This window comes from Saccharibacillus sacchari (assembly GCF_037722395.1).
In the GTDB taxonomy this organism is placed as follows: domain Bacteria; phylum Bacillota; class Bacilli; order Paenibacillales; family Paenibacillaceae; genus Saccharibacillus; species Saccharibacillus sacchari_A.
The window spans coordinates 508,231-531,191 of record NZ_JBBKAR010000033.1 but is presented as its reverse complement, the minus strand read 5'-3'; the positions used below and the strand labels follow the sequence as shown (position 1 = coordinate 531,191).

Sequence of the window (22,961 nt, the reverse complement as noted above, 5' to 3'; positions counted from 1 at the left end):
ACGGAAGAAATGCCGGAATAACGGTTGGTGCCGACCGCTATTCCGGCTGCGTCCGCGCTCAGTTGATCGGAACGTGGCTCGAACCGCGCAGAATGAGTTCTCCGGTCAACGTCTGGCTATGTCCCTGCTCTTTGCCCTGAATCATGCGCACCAGGTGATCGACGGTCAAAATGGCCTGGCGGGCGATCGGATTGCGAACGGTCGTCAGCGGCGGGGAAAAATACTGCGCGATATCCACGTCGTCGAATCCCACCACGCTCACGTCGCCCGGCACTTCGTACCCGTGCACTTTGAGCGCTTGGATGCAGCCCATCGCGCTCAAGTCGTTGCCGGCCAAAAAGGCGCTGGGCAGCTTGCTTGCGTTCGCGCGGATAAACGCTTTGATCGCGTTGAACGTGCTGTCTTCCTCGAAGTAGCCCTGGATGATGTAATCGTCGTCGATCGGCAGATCGTACTCGCGCAGCGCGGCCAGATAGCCTTCGCGGCGGCGCACGCTGTCGAACATCGTGTCCACGCCCGAAATGTACGCGATCCGTTTATGTCCCAACCCGATCAAGTATTTGGCTGCTTCGTACCCTGCCGTAAACGAATCGAACGTCACGCTGCCCATCGTCTCGTTGCTGAATTCCCGATCCAGAAACACCGCTTTGATCTTGTCTTTTTGCATGACTTCGATATCCTGCTCGTCGATCTTCAACTCTTCGTAGATAATCACCCCGTCGACGCGCCGACCGAGGATATTGCTCATGATGACCTGCTTGTCTTTCGTCACGAACACGTTCAGCCCGTAGCCGTGCCGTTCGCACTGTCTGGACATCGTCTCGATCAACTTGTAGAAATACGGACCGGACACGCTGGTCGTGAAAAAGCCGAGCATCATCGTTTTGCCGGATTTCAGCATCTTGCCGTTAAGATTCGGTACATAGTTCAGCCGCTGCGCGACTTCAAGCACATGCAGTTTCGTCGCCGGATTCAGCACGTCCACGTCGTTGAGCGCGTTCGACACCGTGGAAATCGACACGCCGGCTTCTTTTGCGACATCCCGGATCGTAATTTTTGCCATGATGTGAGTTCCTTTTTTATAAAAACGTTTTTATGAATTTAAAAATAGCATAGTCGCCGTTCGGGAGCAAGCCCTATTTTGAAAACGGTTAAAAAGACCGTGCCGAAATCGAATCTCGATGTTCGGTACGGTCTGTCGGTAGTGAAGCGAAGATTGCTTTTGGCTTCATATGGGTTTGCTTTCGCGGACAGCGATTGGAAGATCTTCCTCTAAGCGTTGAACAGCGCTTCCCCGATCAGCTTCGCCGCGCGGTCGGTGCTCATCTCGCCCAAACCGAACATTTGCTTGAGCTGCCCCATCATGCTCACGCCCCGGTTGCTCAGGATCACGAACCCGGATTGCAGATCGCGGTTGAACGCCATAAAGCTGCTCGCTCCGTAGGTCGCGCCGTTATGCCAATGCGTGACCGTGCCGTCCTGACGCATCGAGCGCATCCAGGCATAACCGATTCCGACGCCTTTGGACAAAGCGACCGACGCTTGTTCGTGCTGGCAGGCCAGCAGCGCGGCTTCGAAAGAAGCGGCGGAAGGATGCTGCCCGAGCTGCGCTTCCAGATAGGTCAGCATATCCGGCAGCGTGGAACGCACCGCGCCCGCTCCCGCCATAGCGGACGTAAAATCCCAATGCGGCATCGGATGGCCGCCGGGCGCGAACCCCGGAAGCAGGATCGTACCGGGCGATTTCGACGGTGCGGCTGGCGCCGGGCGTGGCGCTTCGACGACTTCGGTCGCGACCGGAACACGGGTAAGCGTAGCGACAGCCGAAGACGAAGTCGCTTGAGCAGAGTCGGAGACGGCTGCCGAAGACCCAACGACGGAATCGGAAGTTGCGGCGGCTGTGTTTTCCGTAGGATCGGCTCCGTTAGAATGCGGAACAGCTTCCCGACTCGTAACCGTAGCCTTTCTATCGCTTTTGGCATCATTATCGGCTTGCGGATCATCCACGATCGGCATGACGGTTCCGCGCATCTCCAGCGGATCGAACAAATCCCGGCGCAGCGCGTCGGGCGCGGTAATGCCGGATGCCCGGCTCAATGCCCAACCCAGCAGGCCGTAGCCGTAATTGGAATATCCGTGTTTGGCTCCGCTGCGCGGACTTTCTTCCCGTACCGCTTGCAACAGATGCTGTTCGAAATAAGCGGCGTACGGGTTGGCTTTGTTTTGCTGCATGGATACCTTCACCTGATTTTTTGCCAAACGGGCCAAGCCCGACGTATGCGTCGCCAATTGCCGGAGCGTCACGCTGCGGGCAAATTCGCTGTCCGCAAGTTCGGGAACCAGCTTCGACAAAGGATCGGACGCTTGCCATAATCCGTCCTGCTCGCCTTGCGCCAAACGCAGCGCGGTCATCGTTTTGGTGATCGAGCCGATCTCGTATAGGGACTGCGGCTGCTTTTTGTTTTTTTTCATATAAGTCCGGCTGTCCATTACACCGTTTTGCGGCGTCCAGTACATTTTTTCTCCGCGCACGATCCAGCCGATCGCCGGCGTATGTTCCGGCAGCGACGCCCAGCGGAGCAGCTTTTTGTGGGTTTCCAAACTATGCTTGACGGCATCCATAAGTAAAGCCCTCCTGTTATCGATATGGTGATGCTTGCAGGGGGCAAAGATCCGGCAAAAGAGCGGCAATGATTAGGGATATATCTTTTGGGGACCGCGAGAAATTACAAAGAATGTTCCCGGTCTTTGCGTTTTTGAGCGGCCGTTCCGAACACGACGCCCAGTATGATGCCGATTGGCATCCCGACCGCCAGATTTCGGATCGCGATGCTCAAGATCATGCCCAGCACCGTGCCGATCAAAATCCCCGAACCGAGTGCTCTTTTGGGCCTGCTTTCTTGTTCTATGCCCCGTTCGTTGACTAGACGGTTTTCATTGCGGTTTCGATTCATCGTCGGCTCCCCTTTCCGTTTCCTGTCCGCCGATGTTCAATCCCTGCGCAAGCTGACGGTAAAAAGAATCCGTGTCCGTATCGTCGGGCAGCCCGGCCGTTTGACCGTCGCCCAGCTCCAGCACGATCCACGGACCGCTTCGGGTTTTGGCAAAATCTATCGTGAAAAATCGACTTTCGATCGTTTGGATCACAGGCAAAAACTGTTGCAGCGCGGCGTTAAACTCTTCATCCTCGCCCGCTTCCCAATACGTGGACACGAATACCGGCTGTCCGTCCAACACGAACACCCGGATCTCCCGGGACAGCGGCATGCCGCTCAGCGGATGGCGGGACAGCACTTCAAGTTCGGCAAAAGCGCGGAATACCAGCCCTTCGTTCAACTCGCTGCCTTGCAATTCCAAAAAGCGGCGTACCGTCCTTCTCACTCGCTGTTCGTCCAACGCGTCCGGGATATAACAAGCTTCATCCCATTCGTGCTTGCGGGACTTCACGTAGTCTTTAACGATGACCGGTTTGTTTTCAAAAAGACGCACGGCTTCGACCGATAACGACTCCGCCGCTTCCATAGATACCGGATCGGGTAGCGGAAACCAGATCGACTTCGGAGTCACCTGTTCGATCTTCGCGTATGATTCCGGCAAATGATGCGTATGGCGATACTGCTCAGGCGTATGAATTAAACGCAGGTTGCGCTTCAGCAACGCTGCATACAAATCTTCGTACTCGCTCGGCCGCAACATCCAGCCCCGATACAGAGCGGATTGAAGTTCGGAACGTTCGGCGATCCGTTTGACCGCTTTGCGCGGATCGCGATCAAGCAGCAACGTTTCCAGGTGGATCAAGCCGGTGTCGAACCCGGCTTCGGCCGCGCTCCGATACTCATCGGCATAACTGTCGTCGACTTCCTTCGGACTCATTGGAGCAGAAACGAACAGAACAGTAAATGTCATCTGGAATGCTCCTTTCGAAAAGCGAATACCGGACATTCCGGTCCGTATCCTTCTTTTCATGGTAAAGTAATGCGGAGAGGTTTGCAATTTTGCGCGGAACATGAACCATTCGCTTTCCGTAGCCAAAAAGCGCGAACCTCAAGCTCCCATGAAATCCCCGTGAGGTTCGCACCCCGCGCCGTATCAAGGATTATGCACTTGGAGTTGTATTTTAAGCCGGTTTTCAGTACGCTGAATTCGAGGTTCGCACTTTTGGGCTTGCAAAGCCTTGCGGGGAAAGGCTTGAAGGTGGGAACAGTCGCACCCCGTGCGGGTGCGTGGATTGAAACCGGTCGGCAGCCACGCTGGAAGAGTGTCCGCCACGTCGCACCCCGTGCGGGTGCGTGGATTGAAACTGGGATAAGAATAATTATTACTAGGAGGAAAACAAAGTCGCACCCCGTGCGGGTGCGTGGATTGAAACTTTCAAAACATCCCCGTGGATTTTTCCGATAATTTGTCGCACCCCGTGCGGGTGCGTGGATTGAAACAAAAGAATCACTTTGCACGTGGTTTCGCTGAAGGTCGCACCCCGTGCGGGTGCGTGGATTGAAACGTGTTCGGGATGCTGGTACATTATCGGGATTCGCGTCGCACCCCGTGCGGGTGCGTGGATTGAAACGACTAAAGACCGCGAATCGTATGAAGGGATCGGCGTCGCACCCCGTGCGGGTGCGTGGATTGAAACCAATGTATTCAATGTGAGTTTCAACCCGATCTCCGGTCGCACCCCGTGCGGGTGCGTGGATTGAAACGCTCAGAAGATCGGGAACTCAGGTATACGACGACGGTCGCACCCCGTGCGGGTGCGTGGATTGAAACGTAATTTTGATAGTTTACCCGAGCACAAACAGCGTGTCGCACCCCGTGCGGGTGCGTGGATTGAAACTCCCTACTTCCACCTACAACCCAATCCGTTAACCTGTCGCACCCCGTGCGGGTGCGTGGATTGAAACCTGTTGGGACGAGGAAGAAGGTTATTACAAGCGTGTCGCACCCCGTGCGGGCGCGTGCATTAAACCTTTTCTGATTGCTTCAGTACTGCACTTTATTCAATACCGTATAAGTTGAAGAAAACGTTCTGCCACCTAAAATTCACTTCTAGTAACAGCGAGTCATTTGGAACATTAGAGCCGCCGGCAGGCGGTTTTTTACATACGTCGCCCCGTGCGGGTGCGTAGATTGGCGCTATCGCTCGACACTGAAACTCAGAAAAGAGACTACATGATGCCGCAATGGCAGCTTTTCGACTACAAACGCCAAGCTTACCCAGCAATACTGGAAAAATTAAGCTTAAGCGAGGCTAATTCGTTAAATAGTATCGGCTGGGAAAAAGAATTTAATTGGCCCAGTGTGATACTTGATCCAGCCAAAGGTCTTGCTCAAAAGCTAGTTACAATCTCTGATCTGCATATTCAAGGGGCGCTTTCTTATCGTCACGATGAAAACTTTATTTTCGTTGACCTCTTTGAGAGTGCGCCGACTAATCGCTTTACAAACTCTAGTCGTATTTACACGAACGTGACCGATATTCTACTTGGCTGCGCCTGCCTCGAAAGCCTTAATTCGCCGACAGCCGAAAGTTATATTGCGTTCGATTCAAAAACATTCCTTATGGATTACTATGAGAAACGCTTTGGCGCCAAAAGAATCAGGTCTCAACAAATGCTCCTTTATCCTCCTGACTCAATGCGTCTGGTTAGTTTATACTACAAATAAGGAGGTGCTACTTCATGAGACCTAGAAGCCGAATAGCAAAATCGTCTATAAAAACGACGATCCGTGCAAAAATACCGGTAAGCGGTGTGATGATCGTACCGCCTACAGACAGCCAAGATACTATTCGAAAACAAGTTCAAGAATATATTCAGCTTCAGAAAGAAACTATGGGGCCAGAAGATTACGCTCAGATGCAATCGGAGATTGCTAATTTCAGAAAAAGATTGTTGAATGAAAAGTAATATCGGGAGAACTGACTCCTTTTTATGAGACAGTGATCAAAACACCGTGCAAGCATATACCAGCCAGTCGCCGGAATCTTATCGGTGACTGGTTACCTAGTTTCGTCAGAACCCCAATCGAGTTCTATTAAAAAACACCTTCAAGGTTGTCACCTATCTTACAATAGGCTCCAATCTCTTGAAGGTGTTTTGATTTATTTCGATTATGAGGTTAGCCTCTTGCATAGGAAAGCTACTTTTCAAAAGATTTCATTCAACTACAAGTTCCATTCTTCCATAGCCTACATTTGTTTTTGCTCCGATGCCTTCGTGCTTCAGCGCCCACACCAAAATCTGTTTGGCCAACTTCAACCATTTCTGTGCTTCATCCGCGTCACCTTCGCAAGTTAACACGATTTGGAAAGTTCCAGTTACCGATAAAAAAGGAATTGGGATGGGAGAGTCATCATCACGAGGAGCAAATCCGTCGTTGTACTTGCTCTCATTCCCCTCTGCGATCACGATCTTGTTATATTCTGAATGATGTGGAGTCAATACGTCCAGTTTCAGTGCGTCAGCTGTACATTCTGGAATAAGTAACGCATCATGAAAATTCACGAATCCTGCTGAAGTCTGAGAACCAAATAAGACTACGTAATCGGCTCCTCCTTGTCGCAACTCTTCAAATCGTTCACCTAACACGGCGTCTGCATAATGCGCAGCGAGTCCTTTAAGCGCTGTTCCCGGTAGATAAGGCAATCCGTAGATGGGATGCAGAGCTAATCCTGTCTCTAAAGCCGTAATGCCACCATGATTAATCGCCAGATTAGAAATAGCTTTCATTTTAAAAGAACTAACCTCAACCTGTCCGAAATTTTCTTTTTTTGTATACCTATTGAAGCAATACTCATACCAACGATTTTTATTTTTGCCTCCGGAAGTCCACTCTTCATGGTACGTCTTAATCAAATCTGTATAAAACTCTTGTTTGCCACTGCTGTTCTTCACGACACTTTGCAAAGAGAGCTTATTAAAACCTGCATTGAACACCCCTTTATTCAAGGCGAGATGGACATTCATGACTTGCCCACCTCCAATTCATCACTTTCTGCCTGCTCAACCTTTAAAATTCCTTCCGCATAACGTTTAAACCACACGGATGCGCTTAGCACTTGGCGAGAGGCATACAAGTAATCACGGTTCGTTGAGGTCGGTGTGTTCAAAACACTGTTCCAATCCTTGATATCCAGGGCAAGCTTCAAATCATTTAAATACCGCGTACAAGGATGTTTCGGATCTTTTTTTCCTTTCGCCTCAAAAAATGCAACCGCAAGCCGCAAACCGTTTGATAACACTAAAGAAGGAAAACGATGACATAACTGCCCGTACCCCTTTCCCTCTAGCGTTTTATCTTCTTGTTTCTCTCTACTAATAGCTTTGTATGCAACTTCTGCATAGAGCTGCTGATTCGATTTCATCAGATCGTACCTCCTGCATCAATCTTGCAACGCACCCGTCCTTTTCCTACTGTTGCATTGCCACCGATTTGCAGAATACTGCTGGCCTTTAGTTCAAATAGCAGGTTAACTTTCGCCGACGAATTCCTTTGATCGCACCAGATCAGACCGTAAAACAAAGCTTCTGTCGGCACATATTCTTCATTCCATAGTGCACCATTATCGACTGTCTTAGTCTCCGTCAAAATTCGAATTCGAGGCGTTACCTCACAGCACATCGTAACAAAATATTGGAAAGCATCATCCGACACCAATACAACACGCTCTTGCCAAATTTTCTGTTCATCCTCCGAATCAAACAATAATTTGCCAATGTTCGCTGCCCATGTATCGAAGCGTTCTTCCTTCCGACTAGAAGCCGCGAACTCATCCAAATAAACCTCTGCAACATTCTTGCTAGCGTCCGATATGATAACAGATGTTTTAGTCACCCATGACTGCACACCTGTATCGATCTGATTGGCAAATTCCTGCAAGCCTTCAAGCTTAATCTTCTCCAAATCCTGCCCTGCCGCTTCAGTATCACGGCGCAGTCTTCTGAGCACCAGCGGGCAGGTCACATAAGCGAATGTCCCATAACGACTTGCTACCGGGAAAGCCAAGATTCGTCCATCCGTCATCACCAGTGCTCCAGCATTCGCATCCTGATCGCCGCCTGTTCCAAATGCTTCTTTCAACCATGCTTCATTCCTCCATTGCGTCTTATAGAAATCCCGCTGTACTCCCTTCATGCTGCTTCCGGGAATCAACGGCCATTCTGTTACTTTCTCCCGCATGATCGGCATATCAATGACGCCTACGCCCTCACCGTTACCAACATGGAGCGGGGAAAGGGTATGTAACCAATATAGAGAACTCGTTTGTGTCATTGATCATTCTCCTTTTCTTTTTCTGTATGATCTGTCATTTGCCAACTGCCCCATAAGGCAAGCCCAAATCCATCTTCACGATCATGCGCTTCTGCCCGGCGATTGCGATCGGATACCGACTTTAGCCATAATTCCTGCGCAAGTTCCGATGGATCACCTTCAAGCACTTCAAAGAAATAGACGCTACCTGCTGGAACCATACGGCGCACCATTCTTTCCTGCGGTAGTCTTTGATCTCCATTTGTTCGTAAATCGTAAGCCCAGCCCGATACAGGTTGCCAACGCGGTACACAAGCCCAGCGTAGTTGAAGCTTGATGTTAGTCTTCCATAGATATTTGGCGTTTCCGTTCTCTTGATATTGACCTCGTTCTTTCGAAACCAAGTTTTCATCCAACCAACCTGGAATCCACCCTTTACGGAAGTATGCAGGAGTTGCCAATACCATACGAATATATTTTTCGTTTTTTAGGTTTTCACTGACCATTGGAGGACAATTCCAAAAAGAAGAGTTGTCGTCTACATGATCATGAGGCTCCACCTCATGCAAGTGAACCAATCTGCGTTTGCCGCCCAATGTATGCAGTTCGGAGATATCGCCCAGTTCTGTGGAGATCGGCGCACTAGAATCCTCGATCCAAGCCTCAAGCTTTAGATCATCAGGGAACACCAAGGATTCGGTGGAGAACAATTCTCCCTCTTTGACACTGTAGGTTTCCGGATCGACCGAAGTATGTGTACGTTCTTCTTTGTCGAAAGCCTTCATAAGTAATGGAGCTACAAACTGGCTAGCCTCAGACGATGGCGAATTCGATGTCAACCAATTCTGCGGCTTGCTTTTATGCTTATTAATATAAGTCGATTCCATTAACCAATCCAGCATCCACTTTTCCGACACATAAGAAGGAGCGTCTTTCCATTTCTTTTGTTTACCTGAACCAAGCGGCAACCATAACGTATCTTCAAACAATCCCTCTTTACCTACTCCCCAACATCCAGAACTAGCTTTATCATCTGTACAAGGTTTCTTAGGCCTGATAGGGTAAGCGGTAACTAGAGGCTCCGTTTGGTTACTCGATTGGGCTTGATGCCATTCCAGATCAAGAGGAGCCAAGAAGTATAGACTTTCTCTCCACCGATATAGCGGCCCGCGAACGTCTAACTTTTTCAAGTTTTCTCTGACTGACGGGCTGCTCTCCTTTTTAATCAAAGCTGTACGGATACTCCCAGCGAAAGTATTTGGCAGCACATCATCTAGAGTATGCGCACGAATCCCCGGTACTCGATCAAAAGGTCTTCCGTCACGGATCAGAATCGGATCAAGAGGAGATACTTGCAGTTTCTTCTTCATAAATGACGCCCTCCTTCTCCAGATGAATCGCTAGAATAAACTGTTCGGCCATGTGTTTAAGTTGATGTAACGGTTCTACCGATGATGATAATAGGAAGACCTCTTTAAGCTCTGTTATCCAAGCTGCAATCTTCTCTTTAGGCACTTTATCGGGCTTTTTCTTCACTGCAAGCCGTTCAATCTCATGCCATAATAGATCCGCTAGCTTAGAAGGATCAGACTCGTATAACCATTGGCTCGGAGCTGTGAACGATTCATAGGTGCGATAGAGCTCTCTTAGTTCGTAAGCAAATTTGGCGGAAAACAACTTATCGCCAATCATCCATCGCTGAATTTTCTTCATCTGATCGGCAGGATTATTAAGGAAGGGGAGCACAACGCGCATCAAGTCTCCTCCACCACGTTTATGGAAATGGATTGCCAGTGTATCTCTCGTTATCTTGGCTTTCTTTTCTGCTGCATGAGCCAGTTGTCTGACTTCTTCCAAAGGTTCCAACATATGAACGATGGCGATACCTGCTGATAAGGTGAAGGCTGTATCTGAGTCGGAAAAGGTATACTCCTGCATGTTACGAGCAAAAGATTGCCGCAATTTCTGCACCGCATCCAAGCACTGATGCAGCGGCAAATAGCCCATGACATCATCACCGCCACCATACACAAGAACGCCTTTATGCTCTTTCATAATGCCAGAAGCTGCAATCGCAAACTGTGAAAGGCCTTCAGAAAATCTCCTGTGACTGTCTTCATCCTTAATCCGACGTAGATGATCACCCATCCGATCTCCGTCGGCTACCAGAAATGCATAGTAAGGTGAAGGCTGCTTCATACGGAATGGCTTATTGCCACTCTGGTAAAGGGATTCTAATTGGGTAGTGATTTCGTTTTTCTTCTCTTCTACTTCTGGAGCTTTCAATCCCCCTTGCTCCTCAAGAAAATCTTCAATGCGGCGGGCATAGAAAAGTCGAGCATCATATTCGCCATCTTTTCTCATCAGTTGATCTTTGGATGTCATACCCAGACAGTTAGCAATAGCCTGTAGATAGTGATCTACTTTTTGCTGAACACCTTTATACTTGTTGATATAGGCCTGATAAGGATGAAACGCCGTCTCGCAAACCGAGTAGAATTTTTCTTTTTGAGGATAAATTTCAAACGCCATTCGTTTGACAACCGAGATCGCGTCTAAAGTCTCAAAGGCCTTGATCCCTAGCTTTGCGAGTTTAGGGTCTTCAGGTCTGCCCTTTGACCATACCGACTCTCGCCCTCCATCTAATGAAGACTTGACCTCTCCGAACACACGCCCTGGATTATTCGGTCTAAAGTCTCTTAGTGTCTTGCGTGCAGCTAGCAACTCTTCAACATGCTGCAAAGCCCGACTATAAGGGGTTTCTTCCTCTTTTCCATCTTCCGCAGGCTTGTTCTCCCAATGCTCCAGCGTTGTCCATGCCGCGTTGAATTCGATCAACTCATTAATCTGTCTTTCCCACATTCCGACATTAATAAAAGACTTCATCTTATCTTGAGCGGCTTGGGCAGTCTCCATCCACTTGTCGGTGATCGTTCGTCGAACATTTCGAACAAAATCGCGCGGATTATCCGTATCAACTACGCCAAGAATCTTATTCGGTGCACTGACCTGATCCCAGTTGTTATTGACAATAACCGGATAGATGAGTTTGCCCTCCGACTCTTCAAACTGCTTCGCTCCCGCTTTGGCAAGTTCCGACAGGATATACGAGCCAAACCATAAGTCGCGAGTTCGACGGGCTTGGGCGATGAATTCTTGGACGGGGCCTATGGTGAAGAGGATTAGGGTTTTCTGTTTTTTGAGTAACGATTCTGATTGTTTGAATTCCTGATTTGAGTTTTGCAAAACCGTTCAACCTCCTCGCTATTTAAAAATGCTTTTACTGTAGAATTGTAATTTTTATTCTTTCTGCTCATAGGACTATCGCTATATAAAGAACGAGGATAAATCTCATCTTTCTGTAATTGCTGCGCTTTGAGTCTTTTTTCAACTTCACGAATATGCTTTTTTTCATCGTTGTTAAGCCTTTTTTCATCGATTGGAACAAGATCTAACTCTAACTCTTTCAATACAGGTTGATTTAAAACAATAATAGCCGCAAACCCTTTATTTTCTTGAATCGCAATCGTTTTAAGGATTAGAGGAGATGCTAAACGAGTTTTCCCTTTAGGTAGAAGCTGTGTAGTGTAGGGTTCTCGTTTATCTGTGTATGAATTGTCTAAGACTTTATTTTGTCTAAACTTGAAAATAATTGGTAAACCTAATTGCGCCCGTGGAAAACTTACAAGTTTGCTTGGTTTTGTACTAGGATGAGGAGTTTCATGAGCGATTTCTTTCATTCCCGTAATTTCTCGGACAGAATCAGGTTCCGGCCACAGAGAACGTTTATTTCCTCTAAGCACCTTATGCCGGAATCTCCTGTAGCATTCTATTGATTCATACCAGCTACCGCGAAGTCGAGTACCCGGTTCATTTTCGCGACCTAGTAAGCAGTTTTCCATTCTCCAGTTATCATCAATCTGATCTTTAACAATTACTTTTCCACTTAATGTCGGCCACTCTTTTAAAGTATCAGTTGTTTTGAGATCATTTAATTCAAAATGTTTCATCCGCTCATTTAGCCAATTCATAAAGTTTTGACTAGAATTAACGTCGCTTCCTGGCGATACATTATGGCAATATAGGCTTCCTCCTCCTCTCCGCGTTCTTGCTCCTATACCACCGAAATTAATCCAAGCCCACACCGCTGCTTCCCAATCAAGTTGCCATTTTTTAAATTCTTCAGGGTTTGATTCCTTCAGTAGAATGACTTTTTGAGACCATTGCATACATAGTCTAAATTCACATTGTAAGATGTAGTGGACTGGCTTTGAACCGCGCGCTCCATCGTTAACTTTTTGGAACAAGTATGGTGGATAGGGAGCGTGATTGTCATAGCGTTGAGGGGCATAGGATTGGATTTCATTATTTCTGATATGTTCAATCCAAATTTTCATTGAGCTTGGTTGTTGAGTGTCTCCAAAAATTTCAATTTCCCTTTTCCTTAACTCATATGTTGTAGCAAAGGTAGCTCCTCTGGTTGCTCTCCACCAAAATCTGAGCTGTCCTTTAATCGAGCTCACATGGACTGGACGATTCTTATCAATTCGTCCAGCCTCACTTCCTCCTCCAAACATCGGCGTAACTGTTTTGACGTTATAACTACTATAGGGCAAGTTCTCTAATTGGTAAGAAGAAAAATCTACTGTAGGATTATCCAACCATCTCATTCTAGAATTCCTCCCTTGCTCTTCATTTATGATTTAACGATATCTTGAAATACTCTGGCATATGCAAAGTGAGGGAACATCATAGGATTATTGATCAACATTAACAATTGATTGAGCTGGAGATTAAGTGACAACAAAGAATTATTGGGAATTTCCAATTGTTTAAGTGTGTTTGTTATTGAAATCGCATTTCTGTCTTCTTCAAGTTTAAAGTGAAGCTCTTCAAATTGTTTAGACAGTTCTTTTATCCGGTGCTCCGCTTTCTTCTTATCCTCTTCATTTAGTTCTTTTGGTTCTTGCGGTTCTTTTTTTACAGCGTTCGGTATAACTACAAGTGCTTCATTTTTTATTTCTTGCTCTTCTTCTAGACTTTCAGCTTCATTCAAACGTTTGCCCCACCAACCAAGAGTTTTTTGTTCATTTTTAACAAGAACCTCGAATCTTTTTCGATCTTGTTCCGAGTGTGAATCACCTTGCTTGAGAATGATAAAATCAAAATACACACCCAACTCGTTTTTCTTCTTTTCTAAACTCTCATCTTTCACTAGAACATGATTACTAGCAAATATAAGGATCGGTCGTGATCTTCTTTGTGTTGTGTTAGTAATCCCCGTTGCATAACCGCTTACTATTCGCGCGATTCCAGACGCTGAAGGTTTCAATTTACGAATATCTTTGGCCCATTCTTCTAATGCTGTAGTTGATGAACTTGAACTCTTGCATTCAATAGCTACGACCACTGCTTCTATCGGAATAAATTTTAAGGTATTGTGCTGGAAAACATATGGAGTGTAGGCTTCATCATAGACTGCAATGTCTACTTCTTTAGAACGTTTACCTTCAGAATCTATAATGATTACTCCTTGTGCAATTGAATATTTCAAAGGAATAATGTTTCTGAAAAGCTTAAGCCACATTTCTTCTCTATAATTACCTGTTGTAGTTCCATGCGAGGATGCGATATCAACTTCTTCAGACATCATTTGATTTAAACGACCATAGTTTTTCTCAATTCGCGTGAATACCTCTGAAACTTCTGGCATTTGAATTCCTCCATTTCTTTTTTTCCATGCTACTACATATAAGAGATAAGTTACCTATTTACCATTGTATCTTAATTATCCCTGATAGTCACGATACCAAAATCAGAATTTTCATGATTTTGTTGCTACAGATTTGAAAGCAATATATTTACCGATTTTTTTGATAAAGGTGCGAACCCGAACCTCCCGTGGAATCTCCAAGATGTTCTCCCCTGTACTATGTAAGTGCTAAAAAGGGGAACGGTCGTCCCCCGCGCGGATACACAGATTCCAAACAGCAACTCTTTTGTGCTCTCTCCGATAGAACTACTGTGTAAACACTATCCGCTCCAAACACATCAAAAAGCCCGTCCATCAATTCCGATGAACGAGCTTTTTTCGCATTTATTCACACCTCACCCATTCCCTCACAGCAACAACAACCCCTCCGGATCATACCCCGCCTTCGCTCCAACATGCTCCACTTTCCTTTTCCAATTCGCGCCGAGCATATAATACCGCAAGCTATCCGTCCTCGAATCCATGACTTCTTCAAGCTGCGTCTTCAGTTGCTTGAACTGCACCGGATCTACGAGGCACTCGAACACGGAATTTTGTACGCGCTGACCGTAGTTCTGGCAGATCTTCGAGATCGTTCGCAGTCGCTTGGCGCCGTCGGGGGAAGTGGTCTGCACGTCATACGTGATTAGCACCATCATCGCTTATTCAACTCCTTCACTTCCACAAAAACGGCGGATAATCATCCAAATCCCCGCGAATATGCCGAGCCAGCAGCAGTGCTTGCGCATACGGCAGCAATCCCAGCGGAATCTTTTCTCCCAGGTAAGGATGGGTAATCTCTTCCTGCTTCCTTTTCTGCCAGGCCGCCAGCACTTCTTTACGCGCATCATCCTTAAGCAGAACCGCACCATTTTCCTTCACAATAAAAGACTTCGCCGACAACTGCCGTCTGTTCACCAGCGACAGCACCAGCCGATCCGCGAGATACGGTCGCAGCTCTTCCATCAGATCCAGTGCGAGACTGGCACGTCCGGGGCGATCCCGATGCAGGAAGCCTACGGCTGGATCAAGCCCTACCGTTTCCAGCGCAGACTGCACATCAATACGCAGCATCGTGTACAATAACGCGTTAAGCGGATCAAGCGGAGGGCGGCGATTACGCGTTTTAATATGGAACAAGTCTTTATCCGCAAGCACCAGCTCATTCATCGCATTAAAATAAATCCGTGCTGCTTCGCCTTCCGCTCCCCGAATCGTATCGCCCGTCGGCATTTTCAGCACGGACAGCGACAAGCGCTTAAGCACAATCACAGCTTCTGTTACTTTCGCTGCATCAATCTCGGCCGCATGGTCACGCACGGCACGCCTCAGCACATTACGCGAATTGATGATTTTGGCCTGAATAATCCGCCCGGATATCCGAACCGCTTCCGCGCCGTCCGCCATCCGATATTGACGACGACGCAGCAGCACATTGCCGTTCACTTTGCCCTGAATGCGTGCCTGGAAAGCGCCGTATTCGCTCAGAAAGGTCAAGCCGACTCCACGATCCGCACACAATTGAAACAAAGCCGGACTCGCGCCTGTGTAGCCGAACGTCACGATCTGCTCCAGATTATGCACAGGCACGCGGAACTTCTCCCGTTGCTCCTTCTCGCCCATCAGCACCAGCACGTTCTCGCCATCCCTAGCCAGATAACTGTCCGCTGCCGTAACATAGAGCGTATTCAGCAGCTTTCTCATACCGATCCCCTCCGTTCAATCGTCCGGATCGTCATCCAGATAGGTACTCATATACCGTTCCACGCCACTATTTTTCATTCTCGGCAAACAAATTTGCATCAACGAGCACGACTTACACCCGGCGCGATAGCGAGCTGGAGGCGTCTCTCCATGTTCGAACAACTCACGCATCCCAAGCAGATAATCTTCGACTCTTGCACGCAAGCTCTCCGTAAAGAAAACGCCAACCCGACGCTCTCGTTCCCCGTAAAATAAAGCCCCTTCTTCGATCGTGACGCCTAGCATCTCCTCCAGACAAATCGCCTGCGCACATAGCTGCACCTCATCCCAATCGTCGGGTTTGGGCTTGCCACGCTTATACTCGACGGGAAAAGGAACCCATCTCCCGCGACGCCCGGCAAGCTTTGCACTGGTTCCCGGTGGCGTGTCCTCGTCAGCAGCATGAAATTCCACAATATCCGCTTTTCCGCTGAGTCCCAGACGTCTGGAGACAAGAGGCATCGCACGTGAAATAAGCAGTGAGCCCCTTTTTTCCGTAAACGCCGGGTTGTCCGCTCTTGCATGCAGCAGTTGGCCTTCGTAGGTCTTGATATTTTCTTCCCATTGCTGCTCGATATGAATCAACGCCCATTGACGCGGACAGAACGAGTAATGCTGAAGACCCGAAAGCATAAGCAACTCGTCGTCGCCGTAAATTCGCTGCCTAATCATCGCTCGGTGACGGTTACGCCTTCGGGAAGCCCTTCGCTATTCATTGAAATCTCATAGTCGGAATACGAGCGGGCCGGAGCGTCGACGATCTTCCGCGCTTCGATCCGTTCGAACAACCGATGCGCCGGGGCATTGCCGAGCTTAGATGCGTGTTCGAACACAATCAGTTTACGCAACGCCATCTGTCCTCTCGAAGCGGAACGGTCGTGTTCGAACATATGCGTCAACGACTCCCACAGCAATTCCAGATCTTCCGGGCCAAAATGTGTTTTCTCTGCCAGATGCCCCGAGACATACCCGTCCATCCGATACAGCGCGTACGGTACGATATGCTTGCGGCCCATCTCCCGATCCTTTTCCGCACCTTCTTGCGTAACGGCTTGGCGGGTAATCGTCGTCTCTTGGGAAAAGATTGGATCGATGCTGCGGGCAAACGTAAACTGAACGGGACCGCGCACCTGTCCGCAATTCACCTTTGTCGTCATCACGGCACCGAAAGTGCGGACATCGTAAAAGTTATCGCACATCCAATGCGTCAGCAGCGCGGCTTCGGCACGATCTTTCGGCTTCAGTTCTTTCAGCTTCTCCACATCTTCTTCGCGCACGCTGCGGTAGGCGTTGCGATGTTGTTCGTTCAAGACGGCGCCTTCGGTCACATAGATCCGATGACCTTCTCGCTGCTCCCGTGTGATCTCCACGTAATTGCGAATTTTGCGCTTCAAGCAGACGTCGGTGACGATCCCATGCCCCGTCTCCGGGTCGATCCGCGGCATATTGCCCATATCCGGGTCGCCGTTCGGATTTCCGTTTTGTACATCGAAAAAGATCGTGAATTCATGCCGATGAATCGTTGGAACGTGGGGCTCTGTCGTCTGTTCTTCGCGAACTTCTACATCTGTCATTGAGTGAACCTCCTATTTGAATGGTGTTATACAGTGACTTCAACGTCTTCAGCGTCATCCAATTCTTCTGACACGCCTTCGGCAGGACCGTCGCTTTTCGCTGGAGCCCGATACGCGGTCTGATGATAGTAACCGAGCATGAACAACCCTTGCTGCTTCAAGTCCAAATGATTCGGGAACTCATCCACCCCTTGCAAAATTCCGGCAATGTCCCGATCGCGGAAACGCCCATACTCAGCCTTAGCCATATGATGCTGCGCCAACCGAAGCAGAATCGGGAATACAGCAGCAGGCGTTGCGGAAGCCGAGCCGAAATACCGATCTTTAATCGTCGCATTCAAACGTCCAGGCCCGCCTGCCGCATCCATCTGAGCACGTTCCAACACCGAAAACAACCGCCCCAGCCGATAAGCCACAGATTGTGCTTCCTCATTTAACATAGGCGTTAATGCCTCCTTGATCTCATTCTGTTGATGAATACGCGCGTAACGGGCCAGATAGGCTTTAATAACGGAGGCTCGAATCCAGGCACTTCGGCCGTGTTCGCCATAAGGCGACATTTGCCCATCCACCCGCGTACGATTGACAATAGCTGAATACACCGAGTAAGGCAGCGCACCACCGCTGAGCATCGCCCGAAACCACTCGCTTTCTATCGCCCCGGAGATATTTTGCTTCATTTTGCTCATATCTCCTGTTTGTCGTACAGTTTGGAGCATGATATTGAATAAAGTCGGCAGGTCCGGTCGATGCCCGTTCGGACGCTCCATAGCCATATCCGATGCGTATTGAGTAAGTTTTTCATATAATTCCTCGAATGAACTACGCCAGAAAAAACGAACCGCTAACCGGGCATTGTTGCCTGACATCCCCAGCACGTAGAAGGAAGCTTCTTTTGCAGGCAGCATCGTCGCAGTGACGGAATCCGCCCGCTTTACGCGCCCAAGCAAGTCCTCGATCTGACGGGTTAACGTTCGGTTTTCTTCACTGGAAGGCTGCTCAAGTTCCTGACGTTCCGCTTCCGCCGCCGTTTCTTCGGTCTGATCCGTTTTCCTATCGAAAAAAGCCCCGAACATCCCTTCCTGCAAATTCCACTCTTCCGCGGGCTCATCAGGTAAACGTTGTGCCCAGAATACAACAGTCATATCGCCCATACGGCGCAGACGGTTTCGTTCGGAAAGCAGAAGATGATTGAGCGCTTTGGCATATCCGACCGAAGCCGCTTCGCTAACCGGAGCGTTGTAGCTTTGCTTTTTGCCATAGGACTCAAGCGCGGGAAAGTTAAACGAGACGATGCTCGCTCCCGAAGATTGGGCATTTTGCACGCCTTTGATATTGACCTTATGGATTTTGGCAATCGGTTGCTCGGATTTTCCGGTAATCAGGCAATCTCCAATCAGTGCATCTCCATCTGCTTGTGCTGTTGCCACCGCCTGATCCCACACTTCCAACACTTCCGGAATCTCATGAATATACCGTCCGGCTCCTATTACGCGAAAAACCAGATTATTATCCGTTGTGCCTACGATTTTTAAAAGTTCACTGTGCAGCGGTAACTTGACTGTAATCGCTTGCGGATTCCATTGTTCGTAAAATCGAATAACAGCACGAGCTTGCTCGCTATTTGACGACGTGAGCAACCTTTGATGTAACTCGACACTACTGGCGTATTTGGCGGGTGAAGTTTTGATCCCCGATTCCCCGCTATCCGCCAGAATGCCGAGTACATATTCCGCTTTATCCGACAGAAAAAAAGGCTTGATTCCGCTGGTGCGAACCGGGTGTTCGGGAACCATCATGCGCACGGGAACAAGCTTTTTACCTTTTTGCACACGAATATCTATGATGTTCCGAAGCTGTCCGTTCTCATCGATCTCCAAAACAAACGACACCTTATCCGAGCTATAGCCTGGTTTGGACATTCCGGAAGTAGGATCTTGCAGCAGCTGTTCGTATCTCTCATACAGCGATTGCACAATCATGACCGCACCTCCCGCTTATGTAGATTCGGTACGTCAATCACACCACGATTCATCACCGCGCGGAAAAACTTGGGAGAAATCTCCGCGCCGTATTCCAAGTCCCATAACATCCATTGCAAATCCCGCTCCGGCCGATTTTGATAAAAGGACTTCGGCATTTCCGCCCCCTCTTCCAACAATTCGAAGCTCGCGGGAAACTCCCGACATCCGAAATACGGCTGATGATAAAATTGCCCACCTCTTGCCCGTCTGGAAAAAATGCTGTAATGCTTGTCCGGGTTGTCCGATTCTCCTGCGCTGTCCGTCATTTCAAAATGCGCTTCGATCACGTACGCCACGTCGCGAAGCATCACGGTCATGCGTTGCTGTCTTTCCTCCGGCGCCGTCTGGTTCAACACAACGTCACGGCCATTCATCGCGGACTTGATCTGCGTAGCCGAAATTTTATTTTCCACCTCATTGCGGCGCACCGAATCAAAAGCAATCTCGTTCAACACCTGAATCCGATCTACCACCCAGCGAATGGCCGGCTTCCAGTGGATCGCTTCCAGTATCCCGCGTGCCGCCGAAGGGGTCATAACATCATAACTCACCCGTTCTGCTTTCATCTCCGGGCGTGTAAAACAGGCTCGTTCTCCCCACACGTGCAGCTTGATTCCGTATCCCAATTGGGTTCCTCCTATCTGTATCCGTTTACATAATCCACAGTTCGCGAGCCGCGCTTTCTTGCGAATACGGCTTGATCCCCGTCTTGTCGTCATACCAAGCGTTAGCACGAGTCAGAGCAAAAATCCCTTCGCGAACCTCTTCCAACTCTCCAGCCCGGACATATTCACGAAATTCATGGGGGTATAACTGAACGGTGTAGGGCTGAAGCGAGCGCATAATGTGGCGGATGGAATGGGGTTCGCTTTTCAGGCTATTGAGCAACTGTCTGGCTTTTCCTTTATAGTACGGATCGTCAGGATATTCTCCTTTTTCCTGCGCAGCCTGTCGTTCAGCATCATCAACGTAAGGAATCAGCAGCGTCTCCATCGGGGAGTCGATCAGACGGAATTTATCCGCAACCGTCCTGAACGGGAAAGCCATATTTTTCGCGTCTTCCTCCAGCATGGGCAAAATGCCTTCGGTATCGGTCTGATCGCGTTCGTCGTTTTGTCCGTAAAAAAACAATTCCGCGAAATATTCCTTTACGGCTTCGATCGACAACGGACTTTGACCTCTGCCTTCGAACTTGATCAGCAGGCCGCGGGCAATCGCACCCGTTTGACTCATCCAGCCTTTCGGCAATCCTTTTTCCGTTTCGAATACGTGTACCTTGCCCAGGCAAGATTGTCCTGCTCGTCGAAGACGGCCGTTCCGGTTGCAGCGTCCCGCCGCTTGCGCAATCGAGTCGATGCCCGCCAGTTCCCGGTAAACGGTAGGGAAGTCGATGTCCACTCCGGCTTCGATCAATTGCGTGCTGACGAGAATGCAGGGGAGGTTGTCGTTCAGCCGCTTTTTTACCGTATCCAAAATATCTCGGCGATGCTTCGGACACATTCGCGCACTGAGATGGTACAATTCGTCCTCCGCGTAGTGATCGGACAAGGTGCTATAGAGCTCCCTCGCATTGCCTCGTGTATTCACAATGCAGAGCGCTTGCCCACCTTCTTCGGCGATCTGTTCCGTCAGTTCGGTCCAGCTCATTTTTCCATTGAATTGAACCCGTACCCGCTCGAACTGCTCGTATCGATACTGAGGATCGGCAACGGTCTCATGAATTTTGGCGTGAGGCAGCAGCTCGGAAGCAGGCGGTTGGGTCGCGGTACAGAACAGCACCGAGCAGCCGTAATTGCGCACCAACTCATTCAGCGCATACAGACAAGGCCGGAAAAAACCGCCGTTCATCATCTGAGCTTCGTCGAGGACGATGATGCTTCCCGCGATATTATGCAGTTTGCGTGTTGAAGAACGCCGTGCTGCGAATAGTGATTCAAAAAACTGGACGTTCGTCGTTACGACTAACGGTAGTTCCCAGTTCTCCTCCGCCAGCTTTTGCCGCTCGGTTGTCTCAAAAGCCTCCGTACCTTCGCGATGCGGCTCATGTTGAAAGTTGGAATGGTGCTCCAACACATGCTCCGCGCCGAGAATATCGCGAAACTCTTGCGCATTTTGCTCAATGATCGACGTATAGGGAATGACATAAAAAATACGCCGTAGACCGTGCTGGACCGCATGTTCCAAAGCGAACCCCAGCGATACCTGCGTCTTCCCGCTTCCCGTCGGCAAGGTGAGACTGAACAATCCACGCGGATCTTTTGCACGCCGAACGGTTTCTTCAAAAATCTCGGTGCGCCAACGATCAATGTCTCCGCGCGGGGTATGAAACTTGGCGGAACGGTAGGCGTAAAACTTCTGCTTGAGCTGTTCAAAAAGCTGAATCGTTTGTTTGGAATCGACGGTATCCCGTTTGCGCAAAGCATGCTTCGCCGGATCTGAAAAAGCTTCCGTGTTCAACGAATCCGCATCCACGAGACAAGAAAACAGCATTCGGGTAAAAAAGGAAAACTGGAAGCCCGGCGCCGGGCCTGGTTGTAAAGGAAAAGTTGTCGGTGCGTCCGGTATGATGATCTCCGTGTAGCCTGCGCTGTAATCTTCCACCTGATCGGTTCGAGCCAGTCGTTTGCGTAAGCAGGCGTTATGATCCGCTTCAGATGTGCCGTAATCCGGCAGGCCGGCATGATGCCCCGCGATGATATAGGCGAGTAAACGGGCTGCTGCTTGTTCTGACCCATTCCTCGACCAGTGCTTCACAAGTGCTAACGCTCCCGCTGTCGCATGATCCACCTGCTTCGAAGAACCTTCGAGTCTTTTTTGAAAAGCCCGCGAATATTTGCCTAGATCGTGAAGACGCCCGGCCGCTTCCGCCCACTTACGAGCTTGAAAAACTTGCGCCATATCGCCTGCCAACTTTTCGACCTCGGTTAGATGGAGCTTGAGCAACTGCCAGTTTTTTTTGTCGTCCGATTCCGTGGTATGGGCGTAATAGAGCAACGATCCTCCTCCTTTTGGATTGGATTTCTGTAAGGAAGATTGTACACATACATAATTCCATTAAAAGGATTTGATTTCCTTTTTCCTTTTAGATCGGAGTGTGGAGTTTTTGTGAATGAATTAAAGAGAGGATAAATGAACGATAAAAAGTGCGAACCCGAAGCTCCCATGAAATCCCCGAGAGGTTCGCACCCCTCGCTGCGTAAGGGATTGGAGGGTTTTGCTTGTGTTTTTGTCCAGGTTTCGTTAGGCTGAATTTGAGGTTCGCACTTTTCGCCCCGGGAAGCCTTGCGGGGCAAGGGCTGAGAGTGAGTGCAGTCGCTCCCCGTGCGGGAGCGTGGATTGAAACACGGATAAGGTGACGTCTTCAAAGCCCGGAGCGGAGTCGCTCCCCGTGCGGGAGCGTGGATTGAAACCGCTTCGCTCTGCTTGGCAGTAATATCCTTTTGGTCGCTCCCCGTGCGGGAGCGTGGATTGAAACTTCAGATGCAGGCCGAAGGATACAACCGTCTCCGTCGCTCCCCGTGCGGGAGCGTGGATTGAAACAATTGAGCAGCAACCAGATTGACGCCATGACCAGTCGCTCCCCGTGCGGGAGCGTGGATTGAAACCCTGTCACTCTCT

20 protein-coding genes and 2 CRISPR repeat arrays (1 of these 22 running past the window's edge) are annotated in these 22,961 nt (G+C 49.1%); of the genes, 2 read left to right on the top strand and 18 right to left on the bottom strand.

The genetic code is table 11. The features are described from left to right. Positions 1-58: 58 nt before the first annotated feature. From WKI47_RS11200 to WKI47_RS11185, 4 genes are all read right to left on the bottom strand, one after another. Positions 59-1,063, bottom strand: a complete 1,005-nt coding sequence (locus tag WKI47_RS11200) for a LacI family DNA-binding transcriptional regulator (RefSeq protein WP_340227205.1) — start codon at positions 1,061-1,063, stop codon at positions 59-61. Between the two features lie 209 nt (positions 1,064-1,272). After that, positions 1,273-2,622 carry a serine hydrolase domain-containing protein gene (locus tag WKI47_RS11195; protein WP_340227204.1) on the bottom strand — a complete coding sequence of 450 codons (1,350 nt, stop codon included), beginning with the start codon at positions 2,620-2,622 and terminating at the stop codon, positions 1,273-1,275. Between the two features lie 104 nt (positions 2,623-2,726). After that, positions 2,727-2,954: a hypothetical protein gene (locus WKI47_RS11190; RefSeq protein WP_340227203.1), complete on the bottom strand. Its 228-nt coding sequence runs from the start codon at positions 2,952-2,954 to the stop codon at positions 2,727-2,729. Then, positions 2,935-3,906 (bottom strand): ATP-grasp domain-containing protein, encoded by a 972-nt coding sequence (locus WKI47_RS11185; protein ID WP_340227202.1) that lies wholly within the window; start codon positions 3,904-3,906, stop codon positions 2,935-2,937. Before WKI47_RS11185 ends, WKI47_RS11190 begins: the two co-directional genes overlap by 20 nt. Before the next feature lie 297 nt (positions 3,907-4,203). After that, positions 4,204-4,967: direct repeats of the CRISPR family, unit length 32 nt; unit sequence GTCGCACCCCGTGCGGGTGCGTGGATTGAAAC. Between the two features lie 202 nt (positions 4,968-5,169). Between WKI47_RS11185 and WKI47_RS11180 the strand changes: the two genes are divergently transcribed. Together WKI47_RS11180 and WKI47_RS11175 are read left to right on the top strand one after the other, a co-directional pair. Then, complete coding sequence (locus WKI47_RS11180) at positions 5,170-5,664, top strand: hypothetical protein (protein WP_340227201.1); 495 nt, start codon at positions 5,170-5,172, stop codon at positions 5,662-5,664. A 14-nt stretch (positions 5,665-5,678) separates the two neighbouring features. Beyond that, entirely contained in the window at positions 5,679-5,906 is a 228-nt protein-coding gene (locus WKI47_RS11175; RefSeq protein WP_340227200.1) for a hypothetical protein, read from the top strand. Between the two features lie 249 nt (positions 5,907-6,155). Here WKI47_RS11175 and cmr6 read toward each other — a convergent pair whose 3' ends face one another. From cmr6 to cas3, 14 genes are all read right to left on the bottom strand, one after another. Then, positions 6,156-6,965, bottom strand: coding sequence for a type III-B CRISPR module RAMP protein Cmr6 (cmr6, locus tag WKI47_RS11170; RefSeq protein ID WP_340227199.1), 810 nt, complete (start codon positions 6,963-6,965; stop codon positions 6,156-6,158). After that, positions 6,962-7,363: a type III-B CRISPR module-associated protein Cmr5 gene (cmr5, locus tag WKI47_RS11165; RefSeq protein WP_340227198.1), complete on the bottom strand. Its 402-nt coding sequence runs from the start codon at positions 7,361-7,363 to the stop codon at positions 6,962-6,964. Before cmr5 ends, cmr6 begins: the two co-directional genes overlap by 4 nt. Beyond that, a complete protein-coding gene (cmr4, locus tag WKI47_RS11160; RefSeq protein ID WP_340227197.1) occupies positions 7,363-8,271 on the bottom strand; it encodes a type III-B CRISPR module RAMP protein Cmr4 in 909 nt (302 codons plus the stop codon). Before cmr4 ends, cmr5 begins: the two co-directional genes overlap by 1 nt. Then, positions 8,268-9,620, bottom strand: a complete 1,353-nt coding sequence (gene cmr3 / locus WKI47_RS11155) for a type III-B CRISPR module-associated protein Cmr3 (RefSeq protein ID WP_340227196.1) — start codon at positions 9,618-9,620, stop codon at positions 8,268-8,270. Before cmr3 ends, cmr4 begins: the two co-directional genes overlap by 4 nt. Then, positions 9,589-11,496 carry a type III-B CRISPR-associated protein Cas10/Cmr2 gene (gene cas10 / locus WKI47_RS11150; RefSeq protein ID WP_340227195.1) on the bottom strand — a complete coding sequence of 636 codons (1,908 nt, stop codon included), beginning with the start codon at positions 11,494-11,496 and terminating at the stop codon, positions 9,589-9,591. Before cas10 ends, cmr3 begins: the two co-directional genes overlap by 32 nt. Beyond that, the gene (cmr1, locus tag WKI47_RS11145) at positions 11,433-12,920 is read right to left on the bottom strand and encodes a type III-B CRISPR module RAMP protein Cmr1 (RefSeq protein ID WP_340227194.1); all 1,488 of its coding nucleotides are present in this window, start codon (positions 12,918-12,920) and stop codon (positions 11,433-11,435) included. The genes cas10 and cmr1 overlap by 64 nt, the downstream gene beginning before the upstream one ends. Before the next feature lie 26 nt (positions 12,921-12,946). After that, positions 12,947-13,963 carry a DUF6602 domain-containing protein gene (locus WKI47_RS11140; protein ID WP_340227193.1) on the bottom strand — a complete coding sequence of 339 codons (1,017 nt, stop codon included), beginning with the start codon at positions 13,961-13,963 and terminating at the stop codon, positions 12,947-12,949. A gap of 407 nt (positions 13,964-14,370) precedes the next feature. Continuing rightward, positions 14,371-14,661: a CRISPR-associated endonuclease Cas2 gene (cas2, locus tag WKI47_RS11135; protein ID WP_340227192.1), complete on the bottom strand. Its 291-nt coding sequence runs from the start codon at positions 14,659-14,661 to the stop codon at positions 14,371-14,373. A 16-nt stretch (positions 14,662-14,677) separates the two neighbouring features. Further along, positions 14,678-15,706, bottom strand: a complete 1,029-nt coding sequence (gene cas1c, locus WKI47_RS11130) for a type I-C CRISPR-associated endonuclease Cas1c (RefSeq protein ID WP_340227191.1) — start codon at positions 15,704-15,706, stop codon at positions 14,678-14,680. Positions 15,707-15,721: 15 nt separating this feature from the next. Then, positions 15,722-16,378: a CRISPR-associated protein Cas4 gene (gene cas4 / locus WKI47_RS11125; protein ID WP_340227516.1), complete on the bottom strand. Its 657-nt coding sequence runs from the start codon at positions 16,376-16,378 to the stop codon at positions 15,722-15,724. A 35-nt stretch (positions 16,379-16,413) separates the two neighbouring features. After that, positions 16,414-17,319, bottom strand: coding sequence for a type I-C CRISPR-associated protein Cas7/Csd2 (gene cas7c, locus WKI47_RS11120; protein WP_340227190.1), 906 nt, complete (start codon positions 17,317-17,319; stop codon positions 16,414-16,416). 26 nt (positions 17,320-17,345) lie between these two features. Beyond that, a complete protein-coding gene (cas8c, locus tag WKI47_RS11115) occupies positions 17,346-19,301 on the bottom strand; it encodes a type I-C CRISPR-associated protein Cas8c/Csd1 (RefSeq protein WP_340227189.1) in 1,956 nt (651 codons plus the stop codon). Then, on the bottom strand, positions 19,298-19,969 hold the full coding sequence (gene cas5c, locus WKI47_RS11110; protein ID WP_340227188.1) for a type I-C CRISPR-associated protein Cas5c: 672 nt from the start codon (positions 19,967-19,969) through the stop codon (positions 19,298-19,300). Before cas5c ends, cas8c begins: the two co-directional genes overlap by 4 nt. A gap of 25 nt (positions 19,970-19,994) precedes the next feature. Next, on the bottom strand, positions 19,995-22,337 hold the full coding sequence (cas3, locus tag WKI47_RS11105) for a CRISPR-associated helicase Cas3' (RefSeq protein ID WP_340227187.1): 2,343 nt from the start codon (positions 22,335-22,337) through the stop codon (positions 19,995-19,997). 317 nt (positions 22,338-22,654) lie between these two features. Then, a CRISPR array of direct repeats spans positions 22,655-22,961; the repeat unit is 32 nt; unit sequence GTCGCTCCCCGTGCGGGAGCGTGGATTGAAAC; it runs 1,260 nt beyond the window's last position.

Coding starts and splice junctions, on each gene's coding strand:
- WKI47_RS11200 (WP_340227205.1), bottom strand. CDS start 1,063: ATGGCAAAAATTACGATCCGGGATGTCGCAAAAGAAGCCGGCGTGTCG.
- WKI47_RS11195 (WP_340227204.1), bottom strand. CDS start 2,622: ATGGATGCCGTCAAGCATAGTTTGGAAACCCACAAAAAGCTGCTCCGC.
- WKI47_RS11190 (WP_340227203.1), bottom strand. CDS start 2,954: ATGAATCGAAACCGCAATGAAAACCGTCTAGTCAACGAACGGGGCATA.
- WKI47_RS11185 (WP_340227202.1), bottom strand. CDS start 3,906: ATGACATTTACTGTTCTGTTCGTTTCTGCTCCAATGAGTCCGAAGGAA.
- WKI47_RS11180 (WP_340227201.1), top strand. CDS start 5,170: ATGATGCCGCAATGGCAGCTTTTCGACTACAAACGCCAAGCTTACCCA.
- WKI47_RS11175 (WP_340227200.1), top strand. CDS start 5,679: ATGAGACCTAGAAGCCGAATAGCAAAATCGTCTATAAAAACGACGATC.
- cmr6 (WP_340227199.1), bottom strand. CDS start 6,965: ATGAATGTCCATCTCGCCTTGAATAAAGGGGTGTTCAATGCAGGTTTT.
- cmr5 (WP_340227198.1), bottom strand. CDS start 7,363: ATGAAATCGAATCAGCAGCTCTATGCAGAAGTTGCATACAAAGCTATT.
- cmr4 (WP_340227197.1), bottom strand. CDS start 8,271: ATGACACAAACGAGTTCTCTATATTGGTTACATACCCTTTCCCCGCTC.
- cmr3 (WP_340227196.1), bottom strand. CDS start 9,620: ATGAAGAAGAAACTGCAAGTATCTCCTCTTGATCCGATTCTGATCCGT.
- cmr1 (WP_340227194.1), bottom strand. CDS start 12,920: ATGAGATGGTTGGATAATCCTACAGTAGATTTTTCTTCTTACCAATTA.
- WKI47_RS11140 (WP_340227193.1), bottom strand. CDS start 13,963: ATGCCAGAAGTTTCAGAGGTATTCACGCGAATTGAGAAAAACTATGGT.
- cas2 (WP_340227192.1), bottom strand. CDS start 14,661: ATGATGGTGCTAATCACGTATGACGTGCAGACCACTTCCCCCGACGGC.
- cas1c (WP_340227191.1), bottom strand. CDS start 15,706: ATGAGAAAGCTGCTGAATACGCTCTATGTTACGGCAGCGGACAGTTAT.
- cas4 (WP_340227516.1), bottom strand. CDS start 16,378: ATGCTTTCGGGTCTTCAGCATTACTCGTTCTGTCCGCGTCAATGGGCG.
- cas7c (WP_340227190.1), bottom strand. CDS start 17,319: ATGACAGATGTAGAAGTTCGCGAAGAACAGACGACAGAGCCCCACGTT.
- cas8c (WP_340227189.1), bottom strand. CDS start 19,301: ATGATTGTGCAATCGCTGTATGAGAGATACGAACAGCTGCTGCAAGAT.